This window comes from Arthrobacter sp. (assembly GCF_048266065.1).
Lineage (GTDB): Bacteria > Actinomycetota > Actinomycetes > Actinomycetales > Micrococcaceae > Arthrobacter_H.
Map to the genome: position 1 here is coordinate 66,238 of NZ_JBLXAH010000005.1, position 17,390 is coordinate 83,627.

Below are 17,390 nucleotides of genomic sequence, written 5' to 3' on the forward strand. Positions count from 1 at the left end.
CACAAATCAGGAGTGTCCCATGGCTATCCATACGCAAGAGTCCCTGTCCGGGTTCATCGCCTCCGAACCCCACCTGTCGTTCACCGAGAAGGGCGACGCTCGTCTGTTCGTGAAGATCGGGCAGGAGCACTACCGCCGGGAACCTGATGGGTCGTTCACGCAGACCGAGACCACGTTCCATGACCTCGTCGCGTTCCGGAAAACCGCCGAACGCGCCCACCAGAGGTTCGCGAAGGGCGACAAGTTCATCGCCGAAGGGTACGTGCACCAGTACGACCGCACCGACGACAACGGCCAGCCCGTCAAGGCAGAGGAGTTCGTTGCGAAGAAGATCGGTCACGACCTCGCCCGCACCCGCTACACCGTCGACCGGCCCCGCCGCACACCTAAAGCCGATTCCCTGGATGCGGGGCTCGAGGACGCCGCACTCTCACCCGACACCCAACGCCGCACATCCGCCGGCACTGCTGTAGTCGGGAGGTGAACACGCATCATGACCGATGAACTGCCCGAACAGAGTAACGCTGATCCCGACGAGATCGCGGAGGACGAGTTCGATGAGAGCTACGACCCCGACACTGAAACCCCCGGCGCTGAGGACGAGGAGTCGGCGGGCCTTCCGGGACCGGTGAACTGGAACCTCCTCACCGCCGATGCCGCGGAAGAGGAATGGCTCGCGCTTAACGAATGGGTGCACTGGCTCCGCCACACCTACGGCCTCCCCGTCGCCGTGGTTCCGCCGTTCTGGCACCGCCACCCAGAACTCGTCTGGGAACTGTCCGCCCTGCACATTCACTGGTTGTGCGCGATCCACCCCGAAGCGAAAGGCTCCGCGATGCTCGTCTGGCACCGCGACTTCGCCGACGCCCGCGAACGCCTCCGCGACTGGACCTCAGCCTGCGGCACCCGCCTGAACACCGACCGCACCACCCGCCAGATCACCTGGCCCGGAGAGAAACCCGTCGAACCAGTCGAGGACGTGCTGATCCCGAACCGCGAGGAAGACTTCGTGGAATACATGCACGCAGACGTGCAAGCACGACGTGCTGAGGAGGATGCCTTCTACAGCCGACTGGCGGGCGAGTTCTGATGAACGAGCCGGTTCCTTGTCCGCCGGCTGCCGATGTGGCGACGCTCATCACTGACAGCGAATATGCCGAGTTCGGCGCGGGGTGGCGCGATGGGGTTTCCCGTTGCATCGCGAACCCCGCACCGATCGAGGTACTCGAAGACCTTGCGTTTCTTCTTGAAGCAGCAGCCCTGGTGGAGAGAATCAGCCCGCCGGCGTGATCCTTATCCGCTCCTCGATGGGCCCGCGTCCCGGCAGCGCGTCGATCTGGAGGATCATTCGGCGCAGGTAGTTCCGTCGTTCTTTGATTCCCTTGCTACTCCACGAACGAACCACGTCAGGGCCGTCAGCCACGATCAACTCGTCTGATTCGACCGCCTCGATGCGGCGTTGGAGTGCGTCGATCCGGTGTTGGGCATCTTCGATCAGTCCGAGCAACACGGTCACCATCGTTCCTTTGTAAGAACCGGTGCCCTGCTTTGCCAGGAGTGCGTTCTTTTCTGCAGTTGCTTCATCAAGTTGGGTGAGCAGAACGTCTACCTCGTTGTCAGCCCGCGCGAGCTTCCTCCTGGCTCTGGCCCTTGCTAGCGCTTCGTCAGTGATCTGGGAGAAGAACCAGCCCAGCACGTATGCTTCCGCCTTCGTCGCACTCACCGTGCAACCGCCAGGACAGTTCCCCGGCCCGCGGTGCCGGTTCGTCATACAGCGATACACATACTCGGTCTCAACATCGCCGCCAGATCGCTCCCGCCTCTTCTGGTGCCCGTAGAGGCGCCCACCGCATTGACAGAAGAGGATGCCCGACAGAAGCCATTCGTGAGATCCCCAGGGCTTCCGAGCCTTGGACGTCTTTGCTTGCTCCAACAAGCGGCGCACGCGCAACCAGGTAGCTCGGTCGCACACGGGTTCCTGAGAGATCACAGGCTCGCCGTCCGAGTTCCGCGCGATGTAGTCGAGCAAATCAATCTTCACACCCCGCTGGTGCTCTGGCACTTGCCTCATCCGATAGCCGATCATCCGCGGGGATACCAGCGACCTGTAAATGGTTGCTTCGTACACGTACGCACCCGAGGCCGTCGTGATGTCGTAGCGTTCCCTCCAGTAGCGACCGATCTGAGACATGCTCTTGCCCGCAAGAACCATGTCAACTGCGTCCTTCAACGCCTGATGCTCGACAGGGTGAGGAACGAGCCGAATCCCCGTACGGCCCAGCTCGTCTGTCACACGTGGCCCAGACTTCCATCCGAACGGCGGAGTTCCACCATGATGGAAACCGGCCTCGGCCAAGTGCCGTTTCGCGGCCAGTTGCCTTTCGCTCATCGAGTCTGTTTCGACTTCGGCCAACAGTGCCTTGATGCCAGTGACCAGTTTCGCACCCGCAGTCGCGGTGTTGAGTTCGTCGGTCGAGTCTTGATGCGATCGCAACACCACACCCGCACGCTGGCAATCGCCGATCCATTCGATGCAATGCGCAGCAATGCGGTTCGTGCGATCGAGCTTCCAAAACGCAACCGCCTTCACGTTCTCAGTCTTGATGTCGAGGTTGAGCTGCCGCCAACCCTTCCGGGTCTTGACCGCCGATGAACTCGCGGAGTCATTGTCGATGTACTCGCCCATCACGGTCCAACCACCCTCCGCGGCGAGCATCCGGAGCAGATCGATCCTCTGCCGCTCGATCGCGTCTGCTTTGTCCTTGTGATACTTCGATAGGCGCAGGTACAGGTAGATCGGCCGCGTCCCTGCAAGGGGCGCTTCCGGCCCGGTTTGGGCAAAGGCGGGATACACCACGGATCGAGTGGTACGACCCGGACGAGCATTCAAGCCTGGACGGCGCTCCAGAGTCTTCATGAGTTGCCTCCTTGATCAGGAGGTGTACTTTCCAGTTCCCAACTCATCGAGGAAGAGCACGCCACGGTGCGCACGCGACGCCGCCCCGGGGCGTGGCAGACCAGCTCCACCGCCGATCAGGGCGACCATGCTGGCGCTGTGGTGCGGACTCTCGTATGGAGGACGACGCAACAGTCGATCCAGTCCGGTGGTCCCGCGCTGCAGTGAGTGGATGGCCGTTGCCTCCATGGCCTCCGCGTCGTCCAGGTCGGGCAGCAGCCCGGGCAGGCGTTCGGCCAACATGGTCTTCCCCGCGCCGGGCGGCCCCACGAGCAACAGGTGATGGCCACCGGCAGCGGCGACTTCGACGGCGAACCGTGCCAGCGGCTGGCCAACGACCTCTGACAGGTCCGGGACGTCGACCGGTGCTTTCGCCTGGCCGCCCGCGGGAACCGCTCGGCTGCGCGCGGTGGCCGGTCGGTGTACCGGGACGATGGCCTCGACGGCGCCGTAGGCTGCCATGACCTCGGCCAGATGACGGTAGGAGGTGATGCGGGCACCGGGCACCAGGCGTGCCTCGGCTTCGTTCCCTGCTGCCACGACAATGTCGGGACGACCGGCCCGGACCGCTGCCATCACGGCTGGCAGCACCCCGGGCACCGGGCGCAGGCTGCCGTCCAGTCCCAGTTCGGCGATGTAGACGACGCCAGCGGGGTTGGTGATGAGCCCGGAAGCCGCTGCAGCGGCGACAACGATCGCCAGGTCGAAGGAGGATCCGCGTTTGGGCAGCGATGCCGGGACCAGGTTCACGGTGATGCGTCGAGGACTCAACGGAACTCCTGCATTGCGGGTTGCCGAGCGGATGCGGTCCCGTGCTTCGATGAGCGAGGCATCGGGCAGTCCGAGCAACAGGAACGAGGGCAGGCCGCCACCGATGTCTGCTTCGACCTCGATCATGTGTCCGTTCAGGCCCACCAGGGACACCCCGGATGAGCGTCCCAGGCTCACGGGACCACCGCCGGGAAGTAGTCGAACTCTGGTTCCCGTCCGGGGACCGCGAGGATGCTGACCACGTCGACGCGGCGGGTGCGGTGGTTCGCCTGGTTTTCCCGGCACCAGGCACTGGCCAAACGGTGCAGGCGCACCAGCTTGCGCGGATCCACCGCATCGGCCGGATAGCCGTAGCCGAGCCCGGAACGCGTCTTGACCTCGACGGCGACGATGGTGCCCCGGTCGTCGGCAACGATGTCGATTTCTCCGGTCCGGCATCTCCAGTTCCGTGCCAGCACCTGCATCCCCCGCCGCCCGAGGTACTCTACCGCCAGCGTCTCACCACGTTGGCCCAATTCCTGATTGTGGTTCATCTGCCACCTCCACCCCCAGCTTCGATGGCAGTCGTGACGAGACGAAGGCGGGGACGCCCGGCTGTGGACGAAGGAGACCGTCGGGGTGGCTGTGGAGGACTGGCGGCGCACGAGAGCCCGGAGAGCGGCCGAGGAGGGCCATCCGCTACGCCGCGCCGAGCCGCCACAGGGAGGTGACCTCGGCGGAGCGGGCCGTGTGGAAGGGATCATCGGTGTCGGCGGAGCGGCGATGCGTGGGCCGGGTATCCAGTCGGTCCACCACCACCAGCCCGGCCGCCTCGATCCAGCCGAGCAGTTCGGCCCGGCTGCGCAGGCCCAGGTGTTCGGCGAGATCGGAGATGACCAGCCAGCCCTCGCCGCCCGGTTCCAGGTGGTCGGCCAGGCCGGTGAGGAACCCCCGCAGCATGCGCGACTTCGGGTCGTAGACCGCCTGGTCCAGCAGTGTGGTGGCGCTGCCGGGCAGCCACGGCGGATTGCAGATGACCACACCGGCGCGCCCTGCGGGGAACAGGTCGGCAACCTGCAGGTCCACCACACCGTCCAGGCCCAGGCGTCCAAGGTTGTCCGCCGCGCAGGCGATCGCGCGGTCCGACAGGTCGGTGGCCACCACCCGGGTGATGCCGCGGCGGGCCAGGATCGCTGCCAGCACCCCGGTGCCGGTGCCGAGGTCGAACGCGGTGCCGGTCTCCGGCAGCGGCGCCTCGGCGACCAGGTCCAGGTATTCGGCGCGCACCGGGGCGAACGTGCCGTAGTGCGGGTGGATCGTGGCCCCCAGGGCGGGAACGAAGATGCCGCGTTGCCTCCATTGTTCGGCACCCAGGACGCCCAGGAGGTCCTGCAGGGGCACCACCGAGGGTTCGCTGACGTCGCCGTGGGCGTGCCTCCAGGCGGTGGCGATGTCGGGGGCGCGCCGCAGGTCCACAGCTGGCCCCGGGACCAGGGGCACCAGCAGGCAGGCCAGGATGCGCGAGCGGTGGGCTCGTGCCTGGCGGTGGCGGTACAATTCGGCGGCCACGTCGGCCCCGGGCCCCGCGCCGGTCGCCGCCGGGGCCGGGATGCGCCGGCCCAGGGCGGAGAGCAGCTGGCGGGCGTTGTGGTAGTCCCCGCGCCAGAGCAGGGCGGTGCCCGACGTGGCGTGGCGGTAGGCGTCCTGGGCGGTCAGGCTGTCATCGACGGCGACGATGCGGGCCGGGGGTTTGCCGGAGCCGGCCCAGCGCCCGAACCCCGCCGTGTCCTGCGCCGCCGGGCGCTCGGGCTCCATGGGTGCTACGTCCCCAGTCCGGCGTCCTTGGGCAGGGTGAGCTCGTCGGTCTTGGCCAGTTCCTCGACGTTGACGTCCTTGAAGGTGATGATGCGCACGTTCTTCACGAAGCGGGCCGAGCGGTAGACGTCCCAGACCCAGGCGTCCTTGAGGGTGACGTCGAAGTAGACCTCGCCGTCGGCCGAGCGGACCTGCAGGTCGACCTCGTTGGCGAGGTAGAAGCGCCGTTCCGTCTCCACGACGTAGCTGAAGAGCGAGACGACGTCGCGGTATTCGCGGTAGAGCTGCAGCTCCATGTCCGTCTCGTAATTCTCGAGATCGTCGGCACTCATGGTTCCTGCCTTTCGCGTGGGGCCGGTGGTGTGCCGGTCAGCCGCCAGGAGCGGCGGTGGTGGGCGGTGGCACCGTGTTCGGTGATGGCCCGGCGGTGGGCCGCCGTGCCGTAGCCCTTGTTGACCGCCCAGCCGTAAGCCGGTTCCTGTTCATCATAGGTGGCCATCAGCGCGTCGCGTTCCACCTTGGCCAGCACCGAGGCGGCGGCGACCGACAGGCACGCCAGGTCGCCCTTGATCCGGGTGGTGACGCGGGCCCCCGAGGCGTCGAAGGGGTACGACGCCGGTGCGGGGTCCGCGAACAGGTCCACCTGGGTGGGGGCCGAGAGCCAGTCCAGGTTGCCATCCAGCAGCACCGCATGCGGGCGGGCGGTGGCGGCCGCTGCCTCCCAGGCCCGGTTGCCTGCCAGCCGCAGTGCGGTGAGAAGTCCGTGCTCGTCGATCTCCGTGGCGCTGGCGTGGCCCACGCCCCAGCCGGCGGCCCAGTCGCGGATCACCGGGGCCAACGCCTCGCGGACCGCCGGTTTGAGCAGTTTGGAGTCCCGCACACCGTCCAGCAGGGGCGCGGCGGCGGGGTCGATCACGACCATCCCCACCGAGACGGGTCCGGCCAGGGCCCCGCGGCCGACCTCGTCGCAGCCGGCGACCAGCCACGGACCGGCCCCACCCCCGGCTCCTCCCCCGGATCCGGCCACCGCGGCGGCCAGTTCCAGCTCGGCGGCCAGCGTCGGGGCTACGGACGGGGCGGCCGACGGCGTGCGGGCCATCGTTATTTGCCGGTGCCTGCGGGGACGTCGGCGAAGACCTCGTGGTCCCCCGAAATGGTGCCGAAGCGATCCAGCGGCCAGGCCCGCAACACCGCCTTGCCCTCGACCGAATCCAGGTCCACGAATCCGCCCTGGATGTCCTGGTGGAACCGTGAGTCGGCGGAGGCGTTGCGGTGGTCGCCCATCACCCAGATCTTGCCCTCGGGCACGGTGACCTTGAAGGCCTCGTCGGAGGGGGCGGCGCCCGGGTAGAGGTAGGGCTCGGTGATGGACACGCCGTTGACCATCAGGTGGCCGTCGGCGTCGCAGCATTCCACGGTGTCCCCGGGCAGGCCGATCAGGCGCTTGACCAGGTGCTGGTCGGCGGTGTCGGGGACCAGGCCCACGAACGTGAGGGCCTCGGTGACGGGGTTGGTGGGGGCCGGGGCGGTGGCACCGAGCCAGCCGAGGTCATCGGCGAACACCACGACGTCGCCGCGGTGCAGGTCGAACGGTCCCGGGACCAGCAGGTTCACGAAGATCCTGTCGTTGATCTCCAGGGTCTGCTCCATCGAGCCAGAGGGGATGTAGAAGGCGCGGAAGAAGAAGGTCTTGATGACGAAGGAGAGCACCAGGGCGATGCCGACCACGATGAGGAATTCGCGGACCCAGCCCCAGACGGGGTTCCGGGGTGCCCTCCCCCCTGCTTGGTGTTCGGGGGCGTGCTCGCTCACTCGGTTGCCTTTCCGTTGATGGTGCGCGCCGCGTCGGCGGGCCAGATGATGCGTTCGACCCGCCCGATGACCCGGTCCACGGGGATCATGCCGCCGCCGGGGGCGCCGAGCAGGGAGCGGGAGTCGGCCGAGACCGAGCGGTGGTCGCCCATGACCCAGATCCTGCCCTTCGGCACGACGGCGGTGAATTCCTGCTCGCTCGCTGCGTCCCCGGGGTAGAGGTAGGGTTCGGGCACCGGGGTGCCGTTGACCAGCAGTCGTCCGTGCGCATCACAACAGCTTATGGTGTCCCCGCCGATGCCCACCGCACGCTTGACGAAGACCGTGTCGTCCCCGCTGATCCGCAGGGCACGCAGCAGGGTGTCCACGGGGTTGGCCGACTGGTAGGGCAGCAGCGAGCCGCGGCCGTCGAAGACGACGACGTCCCCGCGGGAGATCTCGTGTCCGCGGTAGGCGGTGCGGTTGACCAGCAGGCCCTCGCCGGGGTTCAACGTGGGCTCCATGGAGTCGGAGCCGATGTAGTAGAAGTCCACCAGGGTCGCGCGCACGATGATCGCTGCCACGGCGGCCAGCAGCAGGGCGCCCACGACAAGGCGCCAGCCCCGAAAACGGGACCGGCGCCTTCCCGGGCCGCTCGGCGTGGCCTGCGGGCCCGGGGTGTTCGTCACGATCGTGGACGGGACGCTGTCCCGACGCAATCCGGCTCTACTTGGAACCGAAGTCGCGCTTTTCCTTGATGCGTGCTGCCTTGCCGTGGCGATCGCGCATGTAGTACAGCTTGGCGCGACGCACGTCACCGCGGGAGACGACCTCGATCTTTTCCAGGATCGGGGAGTGCACCGGGAAGGTGCGCTCCACGCCGACGCCGAAGGTCACCTTGCGCACGGTGAAGGTCTCGGCGACACCGTGGCCCTGGCGGCCCACGACGTAGCCCTGGAAGACCTGGACGCGGGAGTTCTTGCCTTCAACGATGTTGACGTGCACCTTGAGGGTGTCGCCGGTACGGAACTCGGGGATGTCGCTACGCAGCGAGGCCGCGTTGACCGAATCGAGAATATGCATGAGGTGCTTCTCCTTGGGCAGCTGCCACAGGTCACCTGCCGTCGACACGTCCGCAGCGGCCACGGCACGCAGGCCGCGGGAACCGCTGGAACGGAGTGTGGTGAACCGGTCGGACGCGTCTGCGCCGTCCGGCTGCCTGACTGTTGGCGCGCTCCCCCTGTGGCAGGGACGCACCCAGTAGGCGCAAGAACCCATTTTGCCACATCGACGCCTGCTGGGGGTAATCGCGGGTACTGGCAGTGGGCGGGGCCGGGCTACTCCTCGGTGGGCCCGACCGGTTTGTCGACGATGCGCCCGTCCTCGATCATGAACCCGGCGTGCCAGAGGGCGTCGCGGTCGTGCCGGTTCAGTGTCGCGGGGTCCAGTGCGCGGATCAGATCCGGGCGGCGCTGCGCGGTGCGCTCGAGCTGCCAGAGCCGGCGGGCGCGGGCGATCTTGCCGTGGTTGCCGTTCAGCAGGACCTCGGGGACCTCGCGGCCACCCCAACTGGCGGGCTTGGTGTAGACGGGGTATTCGAGCAGCCCGTCGGAGTGGGACTCCTCGATGAGCGACTCGGGGTTGCCCACGACGCCGGGGACCAGACGGCCGATGGCCTCGACCATCGCGAGCACCGCAACCTCTCCCCCGTTCAGGACGTAGTCTCCCAGGCTGACCGGGCGGACCTCGTAGTGTTCGGCGGCGAAGTCGTAGACGCGCTCGTCGATCCCCTCGTAACGGCCACACGCGAAGACCAGGTGCTCGCGGGTGGACAGTTCGGCGGCCATGGCCTGGGTGAAGACGTCTCCGGCCGGCGACGGAACCAGGAGCAGGGGCCGGTGATCGCCGGTGCCGGCAATCGAGCCCAGCGCCGCGGCCCACGGTTCGGGTTTCATGACCATGCCGGCGCCGCCGCCGTAGGGGGTGTCGTCGACGGTGCGGTGGCGGTCGTGGGTGTGTTCGCGCAGGTCGTGGACGCGCACGTCCAGCAGGCCCTCGCGGCGGGCCTTGCCGATCAGCGAGATGTCCAGTGCCTGCAGGTACTCCGGGAAGATGGAGACGACATCGATGCGCATGGGCTCAAGACCCGCCATTCCCGGCGCCGTCCGCGGCATCGGGGCGGTTGAGCGTGAAGAGCCCGGCGGGCGGGGTGAGCAGGATGTGCCCGCCGGCGATGTCGACCTCGGGGACGATGGCCTCCACGAAGGGGACGAGCACCTCCTCGCCGTCGGTGTCCTCGACGATCAACAGGTCCTGTGCGGCGTTGGTGCGCAGCCCGGTGACCTTGCCGACGACCGTGTCGCCGACGTGCACCACCAGGCCGGTGAGCTCGTGTTCGTACCAGGTGTCGTCGTCGTCCTCTTCGAGGTCCTCGGTCTCGATGAAGAGCCGTGCGCCGCGCACGGTTTCGGCGGCATTGCGATCGGCGACCTCCTCGAAGGCCACCAGCAGGATCTCCTTGTTCCAGCGCGCACCTTCGACGGTGAGTGCCTTCAGAGGGCCGGCCTCGACGTCGAAGACGGTGCCGGGCTCGAAGCGGGCGCCGGGGTCATCGGTCATCAACTGGACGGTGACCTCCCCGCGGATGCCGTGGGGCTTGCCGATGCGTGCGACCTGGAGGCGCATGGATACTCCTTGGGATTCGGGCGTTCTACAACGATCCTACGATGGGCTTAACGCGTTCGGCCCCGCACCGGTGAGGGTGCGGGGCCGGGGCTGCCAGGCCTGTCGGCGTGGCGGTGACTCTGCGACCTGGCCTAGCGACGGCGGTCGGTGTCGACGACGTCGACACGGACCGGTTCGCCGTCCGACAGTGCCGCCACCACGGTGCGCAGGGCGCGGGCGGTACGGCCCTGTCGGCCGATGACACGTCCGAGGTCATCCGGGTGGACCCGGACCTCGAGCGTGTCGCCACGGCGGGTGGCCTTGCGGTCCACTGCAACATCCTCCGGGGAGTCGACGATGCCGCGGACCAGGTGGTCGAGAGCCTCAGCGAGCATGGCTACTCGGCCTCGGTGGCTTCTGCCTTCTCGGCGTCGGCTTCCTCGGCGGGGGCCTCTTCAGCCTTGTCGGCCTTCTTGGTGATGGCCTCGGGCAGGATGACCGAGCCGCGGTCGGGGGCCACGTAGGCCTCCTTGTCGGCCTTGGTCTTCAAGGTGCCTTCCTGGCCCTCGATGCCCTTGTACTTCTGCCAGTCACCCGTGATCTTCAGCAGGGCTGCGACCTGCTCGGTCGGCTGGGCGCCAACGGACAGCCAGTACTGCGCACGCTCGGACTTGACCTCGATGAACGAGGGCTCCTCGGTGGGGTGGTACTTGCCGATCTCCTCGATGGCACGGCCGTCGCGCTTGGCGCGGGAGTCCATGATGACGATGCGGTAGTACGGGGCGCGCGTCTTGCCGAAGCGCTTGAGTCGAATCTTAACGGCCACTGTAGTGGTCACTCCTGTATCTGATACTGGGCGAATCCGCGGTTCTGCACCCGTGGGGCGGGCCATACTGCGTGGCTTCTGGGGACACGATGCACACGCGGAGAGAGGGGCCACGTCGATCGAGTACCTGTCCATTATGCCAGAAGGGACCGGCCGGCGCGACCTGCCGAGTTCTAAGCCGAAGAGCAACAGGGCATGGCCTGGTCCCAGGATAGTTCTTGGAAGACCTCGGCCGGGGTGAGCCATCCGAGGCGCTTGCGGGGGCGGTTGTTGATCTCGGCGATGAACTCATCGAGCTCCTCCTGGCTCAGGTCGGCGAAGCTGGTGCGTTTGGGCAGGTATTTGCGGATGCGTCCGTTGAAGTGCTCGTTCGTCCCGCGCTGCCAAGCCGAGTAGGGATCGGCGAAGTACGTCCGCACGGCCAGTGCATCGGCCAGCCGGTAATGCAAGGCAATCTCGCCGCCACTGTCGGCACTAAGCCGAATCCGGCTTAGTGCCGACAGTGGCTCCTGCTATCGATCCAAGGCCTTCAACCAGCCACTCGGGGAGGTGAAGCACAGGTGCACCCGCCCCTACCGGCCGCAGACCAAAGAAAGGTCGAACGCTTCAACCGATCACTTGCCACGGAACGGGCCTACGCCCAGTCCTACAGCAGCGAAACCGAACGGGCGCAGGCCTATTCGAAGGGGCTGCACTACTGCAATTATCATCGACCCCATTTCGGAATCGGCGGCGCAACTCCCATCAGCCGCGTTCACAACGACCTTAGAAACTACCACTTGGCCGTCGAATTACAGGACTCAGCTTGTCGGGGAAAGCACTTTCTAAGCGGTTAAGTGAGACCTGAAGACGCGGCAGGCGAGCTTGCCCGGCAAGACGTTCAATCCTAACTTTCGGCAATTCCTCAGACGAAACACGCACATGAGAAACATCGTCGTTCTCCAGCGTCGAATAGAAGTCGGTAAATTTGAAGTCCCCACCGGTAAGAGGCGCGTCTTCAATGGAAAGCCGAGTCCAGGGAACACCGTAGGCTTGGGCGACGATCAATCCATGCAATGACGTCGACACACAATAATCAGCCGATGCAATCTCACGTGCGACTCGTTCGAGACCATTTCGAACATCGACCACGTGAACTCTTGTCGAATTCATTCCTTGCAACTTGTCGGTATGGGCATAATGGGGTATAAAAGCAATTTTGCCTCGCGAAGCTTCGTTACCCGTCGGAGCAATAAATCGAGGCAGCAGTAAACCCGGGTCCCCCACCACAGCGGGCACTTCCCAACCCAATTTGGAGACCAACTCGCTTCGAGTTTTCCACCCGCGAACGGCATGAATACGTACGTCGCTCATCGACCTCAGCCGGCTTAGCGCTTTGCCCTCCAGCGGAGCGATAAGGCCTGAGCCCCATACTTGTGTGCCGTTTGCCGCCATAAGTTGCAGTATGGATCCAACGCTCATTAGAGGCGGCACACTGGTCTCGGCACCTCTGACGACATATGGGGTTTTGCCTGTGATTCGATGAACCAGCCAAGGACCAATTGCGTCTCCGAAATTCGGCCGGTTGTCCCACCAGAAAACTCCGCGATAGGGGCCACCGCGTTCGGACGCGGGCGAACTGAAGACTTTCCAATCCGTCTCTTGCTGTGTAATCCAAGTTGTCCATTTGAGCACTTGGCCGACCAGCGTCTCCGTCCGGAGTTCATGACCTAAAGCTGCAAGAATGTTCCTCTCGCCATTCTGTTGAACTAGTTCCGCCCTGCCGACCAAGAGGTTGCGAAGCTGCCGCTGACCTTCTTTCGTCCGTGCAAGCACGGATACTGACCAGCCAAATTGAGTGGAATACGACACATCCATCGCCAAAGGGGAGCCTTCATCGCCGAATTCCACAACAACAGTACTGCGTCGATATAGCCAGATCTTTCTGGCGATCCCCTGGAGTTGGGAGCTTTGAAGGGCATCCAACAACGCCTGAAGCTCGACTGTTTCCATGCTTCCTAGTTCTCCTACCTTCTAAGGTAACTGCGCAACCCCGGCGGACTATCTCTTAGTCCCGACGAATCAGGTTTATTGAGAGTTCGAATGTCAGCCCCACAGACGGGTAAAACGCCCTCTTATCCCGTCGGCCAAAATCAATCCTCTATCACAGTCCACGGGAACCCATCGGCAATGACGAAATTTTGTCGTGCAAAAGACAAAAAACAGGAAAGCGGATTATTCCAATGGACTAAAAGCGTTGATGGACTGCTGCTCAGAGTTCATCTAATTGACGATAACGCAAATCAGCTATACTCGTCGCTCGATTGGGGTCCGTTCAGGTAGCTCTCCCCCGGCGAATACGTGCAAATAACTATTCGACAAGTGGCCAAGATCAATTGCCTGAAGGCCTTCGGACGCCAGCAACGCAGCCAAAATAGTCCCCGCCGGCCCCAAAGAGATTAGGACTATATCCGCGCATCTCGACTTGCATTCAATTACTAATCTATCCAAGTCATCAAACGCATCTCTCGGTTTGGAATAAAGGAATTCTTGGCCAAGCGCCGTACTGAACAGTTCTGGAATTAGGTCAAATCGTGAGCCCTCGCCCGTGATTATGAGAATTCTTTTCCCTGCCCATACACGAGACCAACGTTCTGCCGCCAATGCGCCATGCGATTCGAATACAACCGGTCGAGAGACGTGGCTGTCCCCGAATCTCTGTATGCCCCCAAAAAGCTGGCGGCAAGAGTCCCAATACTCCGCATACGCTCGAGTCCAATGAACGTCGCTGAATGCATGCGGTGCCCCAATCAGCAGATTTGAGGGAGGATCCGTAAGTACACTCCGGAGGGCGGCCTGCAGTTCAGGACTGTTTCGCTGAAAACGAGCCTTAAAATCGATGCGGGTCAACATTTTGAGTTCCCCATCTCCGAAACGAGCGAAGCTGAGACCCTCCTCCGTAATGGCATCAAGAGTTTCGATGAGTGATAGCTGCTTACTCCCGACGACGCTCCAGATATCCCTCAGAGTCGCCGCTGAACTGTTAAGTCTAATATTCTCAAGGTTTTTGGTCTGACGTTCCAGCTGATGAACGGTGTTGGTCCGAGCATCTCGCTGCACGGCAATCAGGCTGTCCAGCCGTTTGGCGATACCTTTCAGGTGATCATTCTGCTCCGAAATCGCTTTGACAACGCTCTCTGCCGACTCAGCATTAGAGCGCCGGAGCTCCTCATGCTCTGCCATGATGAGCGAATTCGTCAGGCGCCCAACGGGGCCCAATTGCCTTATGTCGCCCACTATCGCCTGAAACTTGGCCGACAATGAACGAAGCCGTCTCGAATGAGGACGGAAGATTCTGCCGTATTTGAACCGGTTCACCTTCATGCTAGAAACCTCTCAGCTTGACTTCGGACTGTTTGCACAGCGCCAATCGCTGTGTAAAACTCATCGACGACTTCGTGGTTGTACGCCTGGAAGTCAAATCGGACCTCTAGTCGGTTGTCGGACAGCACGAAGCTTCTCATCGCTTGGCTGAGCTCATTGACGTCCTGCTCGACTACTACGCCTCGTTCCTCGGGCAAGGATTGGCCTATGCTCCCAAAATTGACCGTTATAATCGGCAAACGCAAGCAGGATGCCTCGAGAAGTACCATCGGCTGGCCCTCATAATCACTGGATAGAACAAAGCAGTCACACCGCTTCATGAGATCGAGTGGGTTATCGACCATGCCCGTAAAGGTAACGGCCGCGTCAATACCCAGTTCTTTAGTTAGCGCCTGCAATTCCTCCCGAAGCGCCCCGTCACCCAAGATGATCAATTCAATGTTCGGAAATTCTGAGAAAACGTCAGCGAAAGCCTTCAGAAGACGGGCTTGATTCTTCTCCGGCGATAGTCTCCCCGCAGTGACAAAGCGAGTTGTACCACGGCTCGAAAAAAGAGCTTGCCGTAGCAACGCATCGGACAGCTCGCGTTGTATTTCACGTTGAGAATACCTCTCCAACAAGCCGTCAAATACGGCTTCGATATTTCTGAAGTTCAGGTCCTTGATTTCGCCTCGGGTGTCCGCACTAGGCTCGAGTTCCATAGCAGACCGAATCTTATTTGTATCCAGGGAATTTCTGCTGAATCCGAAAACCGTCGGATAGGCATATTCGGATAGATTCTTTCGGTTTACGTTACGCAAGTCCTCCGAAACGGAAACGACATTATCGAAGAATCTGTAGGAATTGAATTGGGAGTTCAACGATGTGAAGTTTGGCTTCTTTCCATTCACCGTTTTATCTCTGTCGCGCAGAAGATCGTTATGCTGCCACACGCTATAGGACTTACGGGCTTGACCGGCAAGTAAGATATGAGACCAGAAACCGGCGTATCCGCTGAAGTCGACAATGTAGTCGAACTGGGTTGCACCGAAGCATCGCTGCCACTCAGCATCGAAGACTTCTTGGACTTCAGGATCCATATCCCTCAGCGAAGTTTCCGTACTTTCAAGGAATGCCTTCATCTTGTCATTTCGACCCCTTGAGAGGGGATGTGTACCTTGACGGAGAAACTGGCGTACTGACGAAGGAATACGATCGTAGAGGTACTCCGGGCGGGATCCCGACTTTTGGGGCGCGAATATGGAGACATCAAAACGTTCGTAGTCAAGATTCTGGAGGAGGTTCAGTGCCGCCGTAGTAATTCCGTTGTTCCGCATACCACCGATGTAAAGAAGCAGGGCCTCCTTAGCCGTGGAAAAATCCGTGACGAGAGGAAGCTGATCCGGATTGCCTCGCATTACTATGTCTACGACGCGCTTCGTTGAGTTTCCAGTTTCCTTCGAGCAATAGAGAGCCTTGGCTCTACTGCGGGCCTCCTCATGCGATGTGATTGGATCCAATCCACCGCCGGTACCAAGACACTTCAAGGTCGCAATTAGCTCTTCTATGGAGTCTAGAATCGGGCCTGGGAGCTCATCCAAATACACTCCCCGCGTACTATTGTACTGAGTTTGATCGGGAGCGAAGAAGATCATCGGCTTCTCAGAAGCCAGGAAATCGAAAAAAATGCTTGAGTAATCGGTTACAAGTACGTCGGCAATTGAAAGGACTTTATTTGCCGGAATCGAATGAGGTATTAAATAGGATTTGATCTCAGGTATTTCCAAAGCCATCTTGTAGACCTGCTGATGCACCTTAAGCAGTACCCTCAGGCCCGTTGCTTCTTCTAATTGAAGCGCTCGATCAAGTAGTAAATGAGCTTCATTCACCGGATTCTGAAAGTCGGGGCCCTTCCACGTGGGGGCATACACGACAACTTGCCCATCCAACGGTCCTAGTCCGAATGCCTCGAGTACTTCCTTGGTTTCCGCTACTTCACGCTCGCCTTCAAATTGGTAATCGATCCGTGGATATCCCTGCTCAATAATGGCACCGCGATAAATCCCTTCGAGGCGGTACGCGGAACGATACATCTGGTTCGTTGTAAAAGAATTTGGGGAAACCAGAAAATCAGCCTGGCAGAAATTTCGAAGGATGTTCCTTGCGCCGTGAGGGCCCTCGTTCGAGTCGTAACCCATGGTCTTCAGAGGGGTGCCATGCCATGTATTGGTATACACCTGTTCAGGACGCTTCGTGAAGGATGGCGGGAAGGTTGCGTTATTAAATAGGTACTTTGCAGTACACAGTTCGCGCCAATACTCGTCTGATTCCAAGATGACGGATCGAACGTTCCGGAGACGGCCGTACTTCGCATCAAATATCGACTTTTCATGCGGGTCCCGCATTGCCCACACGTGTTCCATGCTTTGCATGTCCCCTTGGACCAGTAGATATGTAAAAAGCGCCTCCGGGTTACACAAAGCTCCCCGGCCCGAAAAGGACTCGTAGAAGATGACGTTTTCGCGCACAGCCTCCTCGAAAAACGAATCCGACCAGGCGAAGCGCTTCTGCCCTAGCGAACGCGGTGGGTCTGCAGGAACTCCTTGAGATTGAGGAACGGGACGAATTATGTTGCGAATCGACCTGTCTTGGCGAAAAGCGCGCTTCCGCCATGCGACGGCACGCCCAACTCGGCCGAAGTTCGGCGTCCGTCCAATTGCTGACGGGTTTCCGTTAGAAGCAGAACGACTCGATTTCATAATCCCCTTCAAATTCTATGCTTCGCAATTGCACCTCGGGAAAGGTACCCCAAATTCCATGGGGACGACGACAGCACTTCGACACCGAAACGGATTCTCACATCACGGTTGACATACGTCTTTCCCCGGTGGCCTCGATCGATCGACTGGTGATGTCCGCGACCGAATGTCGGGTGGCGTCGAGGCCCCTCCAATATGATAATTCATTTTCTACGCCAGGCTTACAATGAGTACTTTGCCGTTTGACAATTCCAATGCACTTGCAGTGGACCTTCATCTGTCAACGCCGAACTAACCGCCTGCGCGGTTAACGAGCGAATCGGGACGTCAGCCAGCCGCTTGGAGCGCGCGTTCGTTCAGTCGCACGGGAGAGGTGCACCAACAACGGTAAATTACTCAGACCTAATATCACTTTGCCCCCCCCTTCCGGCTGTAGTTCAGACTACGACGGTCGCCAAGCAAACGCAGAGACGCAGGGCTCGGGAAG

The 17,390-nt window shown here is 62.1% G+C and carries 19 protein-coding genes and 2 pseudogenes; 4 read left to right on the plus strand and 17 right to left on the minus strand.

Annotation, left to right across the window (positions count from 1 at the left end):
* Window positions 1–19: 19 nt before the first annotated feature.
* From ACN0TP_RS09555 to ACN0TP_RS09565, 3 genes are read left to right on the plus strand one after another with little or no spacing between them, the layout of a single operon-like run.
* Entirely contained in the window at window positions 20–484 is a 465-nt protein-coding gene (locus tag ACN0TP_RS09555) for a single-stranded DNA-binding protein (protein ID WP_417218619.1), read from the plus strand.
* Between the two features lie 9 nt (window positions 485–493).
* The gene (locus ACN0TP_RS09560) at window positions 494–1,090 is read left to right on the plus strand and encodes a hypothetical protein (RefSeq protein ID WP_417218620.1); all 597 of its coding nucleotides are present in this window, start codon (window positions 494–496) and stop codon (window positions 1,088–1,090) included.
* On the plus strand, window positions 1,090–1,290 hold the full coding sequence (locus ACN0TP_RS09565) for a hypothetical protein (RefSeq protein WP_417218621.1): 201 nt from the start codon (window positions 1,090–1,092) through the stop codon (window positions 1,288–1,290). The genes ACN0TP_RS09560 and ACN0TP_RS09565 overlap by 1 nt, the downstream gene beginning before the upstream one ends.
* On the opposite strand, the gene ACN0TP_RS09570 is transcribed toward ACN0TP_RS09565, so the two are convergent.
* The 14 genes and pseudogenes from ACN0TP_RS09570 to ACN0TP_RS09635 all read right to left on the minus strand — a co-directional run bounded on the left by ACN0TP_RS09570 (window position 1,274) and on the right by ACN0TP_RS09635 (window position 11,305).
* Window positions 1,274–2,917 (minus strand): recombinase family protein, encoded by a 1,644-nt coding sequence (locus ACN0TP_RS09570; protein ID WP_417218622.1) that lies wholly within the window; start codon window positions 2,915–2,917, stop codon window positions 1,274–1,276. The two genes, ACN0TP_RS09565 and ACN0TP_RS09570, sit on opposite strands and share 17 nt — an antisense overlap.
* 42 nt (window positions 2,918–2,959) lie before the next feature.
* Window positions 2,960–3,904, minus strand: a pseudogene (locus ACN0TP_RS09575) (ATP-binding protein); the annotation flags it as partial.
* Complete coding sequence (locus tag ACN0TP_RS09580) at window positions 3,901–4,260, minus strand: YraN family protein (protein WP_417218623.1); 360 nt, start codon at window positions 4,258–4,260, stop codon at window positions 3,901–3,903. The pseudogene ACN0TP_RS09575 and the gene ACN0TP_RS09580, both read right to left, overlap by 4 nt.
* Window positions 4,261–4,405: 145 nt before the next feature.
* Window positions 4,406–5,521, minus strand: a complete 1,116-nt coding sequence (locus ACN0TP_RS09585) for a methyltransferase (protein ID WP_417218624.1) — start codon at window positions 5,519–5,521, stop codon at window positions 4,406–4,408.
* Window positions 5,522–5,526: 5 nt separating this feature from the next.
* Window positions 5,527–5,853, minus strand: a complete 327-nt coding sequence (locus ACN0TP_RS09590; protein WP_417218625.1) for a DUF2469 domain-containing protein — start codon at window positions 5,851–5,853, stop codon at window positions 5,527–5,529.
* Complete coding sequence (locus tag ACN0TP_RS09595) at window positions 5,850–6,620, minus strand: ribonuclease HII (protein ID WP_417218626.1); 771 nt, start codon at window positions 6,618–6,620, stop codon at window positions 5,850–5,852. Before ACN0TP_RS09595 ends, ACN0TP_RS09590 begins: the two co-directional genes overlap by 4 nt.
* Window positions 6,621–6,622: 2 nt before the next feature.
* Window positions 6,623–7,333 (minus strand): signal peptidase I, encoded by a 711-nt coding sequence (lepB, locus tag ACN0TP_RS09600; RefSeq protein ID WP_417218627.1) that lies wholly within the window; start codon window positions 7,331–7,333, stop codon window positions 6,623–6,625.
* Window positions 7,330–7,920, minus strand: coding sequence for a signal peptidase I (gene lepB / locus ACN0TP_RS09605; RefSeq protein WP_417218628.1), 591 nt, complete (start codon window positions 7,918–7,920; stop codon window positions 7,330–7,332). The genes lepB (ACN0TP_RS09600) and lepB (ACN0TP_RS09605) overlap by 4 nt, the downstream gene beginning before the upstream one ends.
* A 118-nt stretch (window positions 7,921–8,038) precedes the next feature.
* On the minus strand, window positions 8,039–8,395 hold the full coding sequence (rplS, locus tag ACN0TP_RS09610) for a 50S ribosomal protein L19 (RefSeq protein ID WP_417218848.1): 357 nt from the start codon (window positions 8,393–8,395) through the stop codon (window positions 8,039–8,041).
* A 254-nt stretch (window positions 8,396–8,649) separates the two neighbouring features.
* Complete coding sequence (gene trmD / locus ACN0TP_RS09615) at window positions 8,650–9,447, minus strand: tRNA (guanosine(37)-N1)-methyltransferase TrmD (protein ID WP_417218629.1); 798 nt, start codon at window positions 9,445–9,447, stop codon at window positions 8,650–8,652.
* Between the two features lie 4 nt (window positions 9,448–9,451).
* The gene (gene rimM / locus ACN0TP_RS09620; protein WP_417218630.1) at window positions 9,452–9,997 is read right to left on the minus strand and encodes a ribosome maturation factor RimM; all 546 of its coding nucleotides are present in this window, start codon (window positions 9,995–9,997) and stop codon (window positions 9,452–9,454) included.
* Window positions 9,998–10,128: 131 nt separating this feature from the next.
* A complete protein-coding gene (locus ACN0TP_RS09625; RefSeq protein WP_417218631.1) occupies window positions 10,129–10,371 on the minus strand; it encodes an RNA-binding protein in 243 nt (80 codons plus the stop codon).
* 2 nt (window positions 10,372–10,373) lie between these two features.
* Complete coding sequence (rpsP, locus tag ACN0TP_RS09630; protein WP_417218632.1) at window positions 10,374–10,802, minus strand: 30S ribosomal protein S16; 429 nt, start codon at window positions 10,800–10,802, stop codon at window positions 10,374–10,376.
* A gap of 173 nt (window positions 10,803–10,975) precedes the next feature.
* Complete coding sequence (locus ACN0TP_RS09635) at window positions 10,976–11,305, minus strand: IS30 family transposase (protein WP_417218850.1); 330 nt, start codon at window positions 11,303–11,305, stop codon at window positions 10,976–10,978.
* On the opposite strand from ACN0TP_RS09635, the pseudogene ACN0TP_RS09640 reads away from it, so the two are divergent.
* Window positions 11,301–11,638 (plus strand): annotated as a pseudogene (locus ACN0TP_RS09640) (integrase core domain-containing protein); the annotation flags it as partial. The gene ACN0TP_RS09635 and the pseudogene ACN0TP_RS09640 overlap by 5 nt on opposite strands.
* Here ACN0TP_RS09640 and ACN0TP_RS09645 read toward each other — a convergent pair.
* From ACN0TP_RS09645 to ACN0TP_RS09655, 3 genes are all read right to left on the minus strand, one after another.
* The gene (locus ACN0TP_RS09645) at window positions 11,568–12,794 is read right to left on the minus strand and encodes a polysaccharide pyruvyl transferase family protein (RefSeq protein ID WP_417218633.1); all 1,227 of its coding nucleotides are present in this window, start codon (window positions 12,792–12,794) and stop codon (window positions 11,568–11,570) included. The pseudogene ACN0TP_RS09640 and the gene ACN0TP_RS09645 overlap by 71 nt on opposite strands.
* Window positions 12,795–13,088: 294 nt before the next feature.
* A complete protein-coding gene (locus ACN0TP_RS09650; protein ID WP_417218634.1) occupies window positions 13,089–14,024 on the minus strand; it encodes a GT-D fold domain-containing glycosyltransferase in 936 nt (311 codons plus the stop codon).
* Between the two features lie 137 nt (window positions 14,025–14,161).
* Window positions 14,162–16,672: a CDP-glycerol glycerophosphotransferase family protein gene (locus ACN0TP_RS09655; protein WP_417218635.1), complete on the minus strand. Its 2,511-nt coding sequence runs from the start codon at window positions 16,670–16,672 to the stop codon at window positions 14,162–14,164.
* Between the last annotated feature and the right edge of the window lie 718 nt (window positions 16,673–17,390).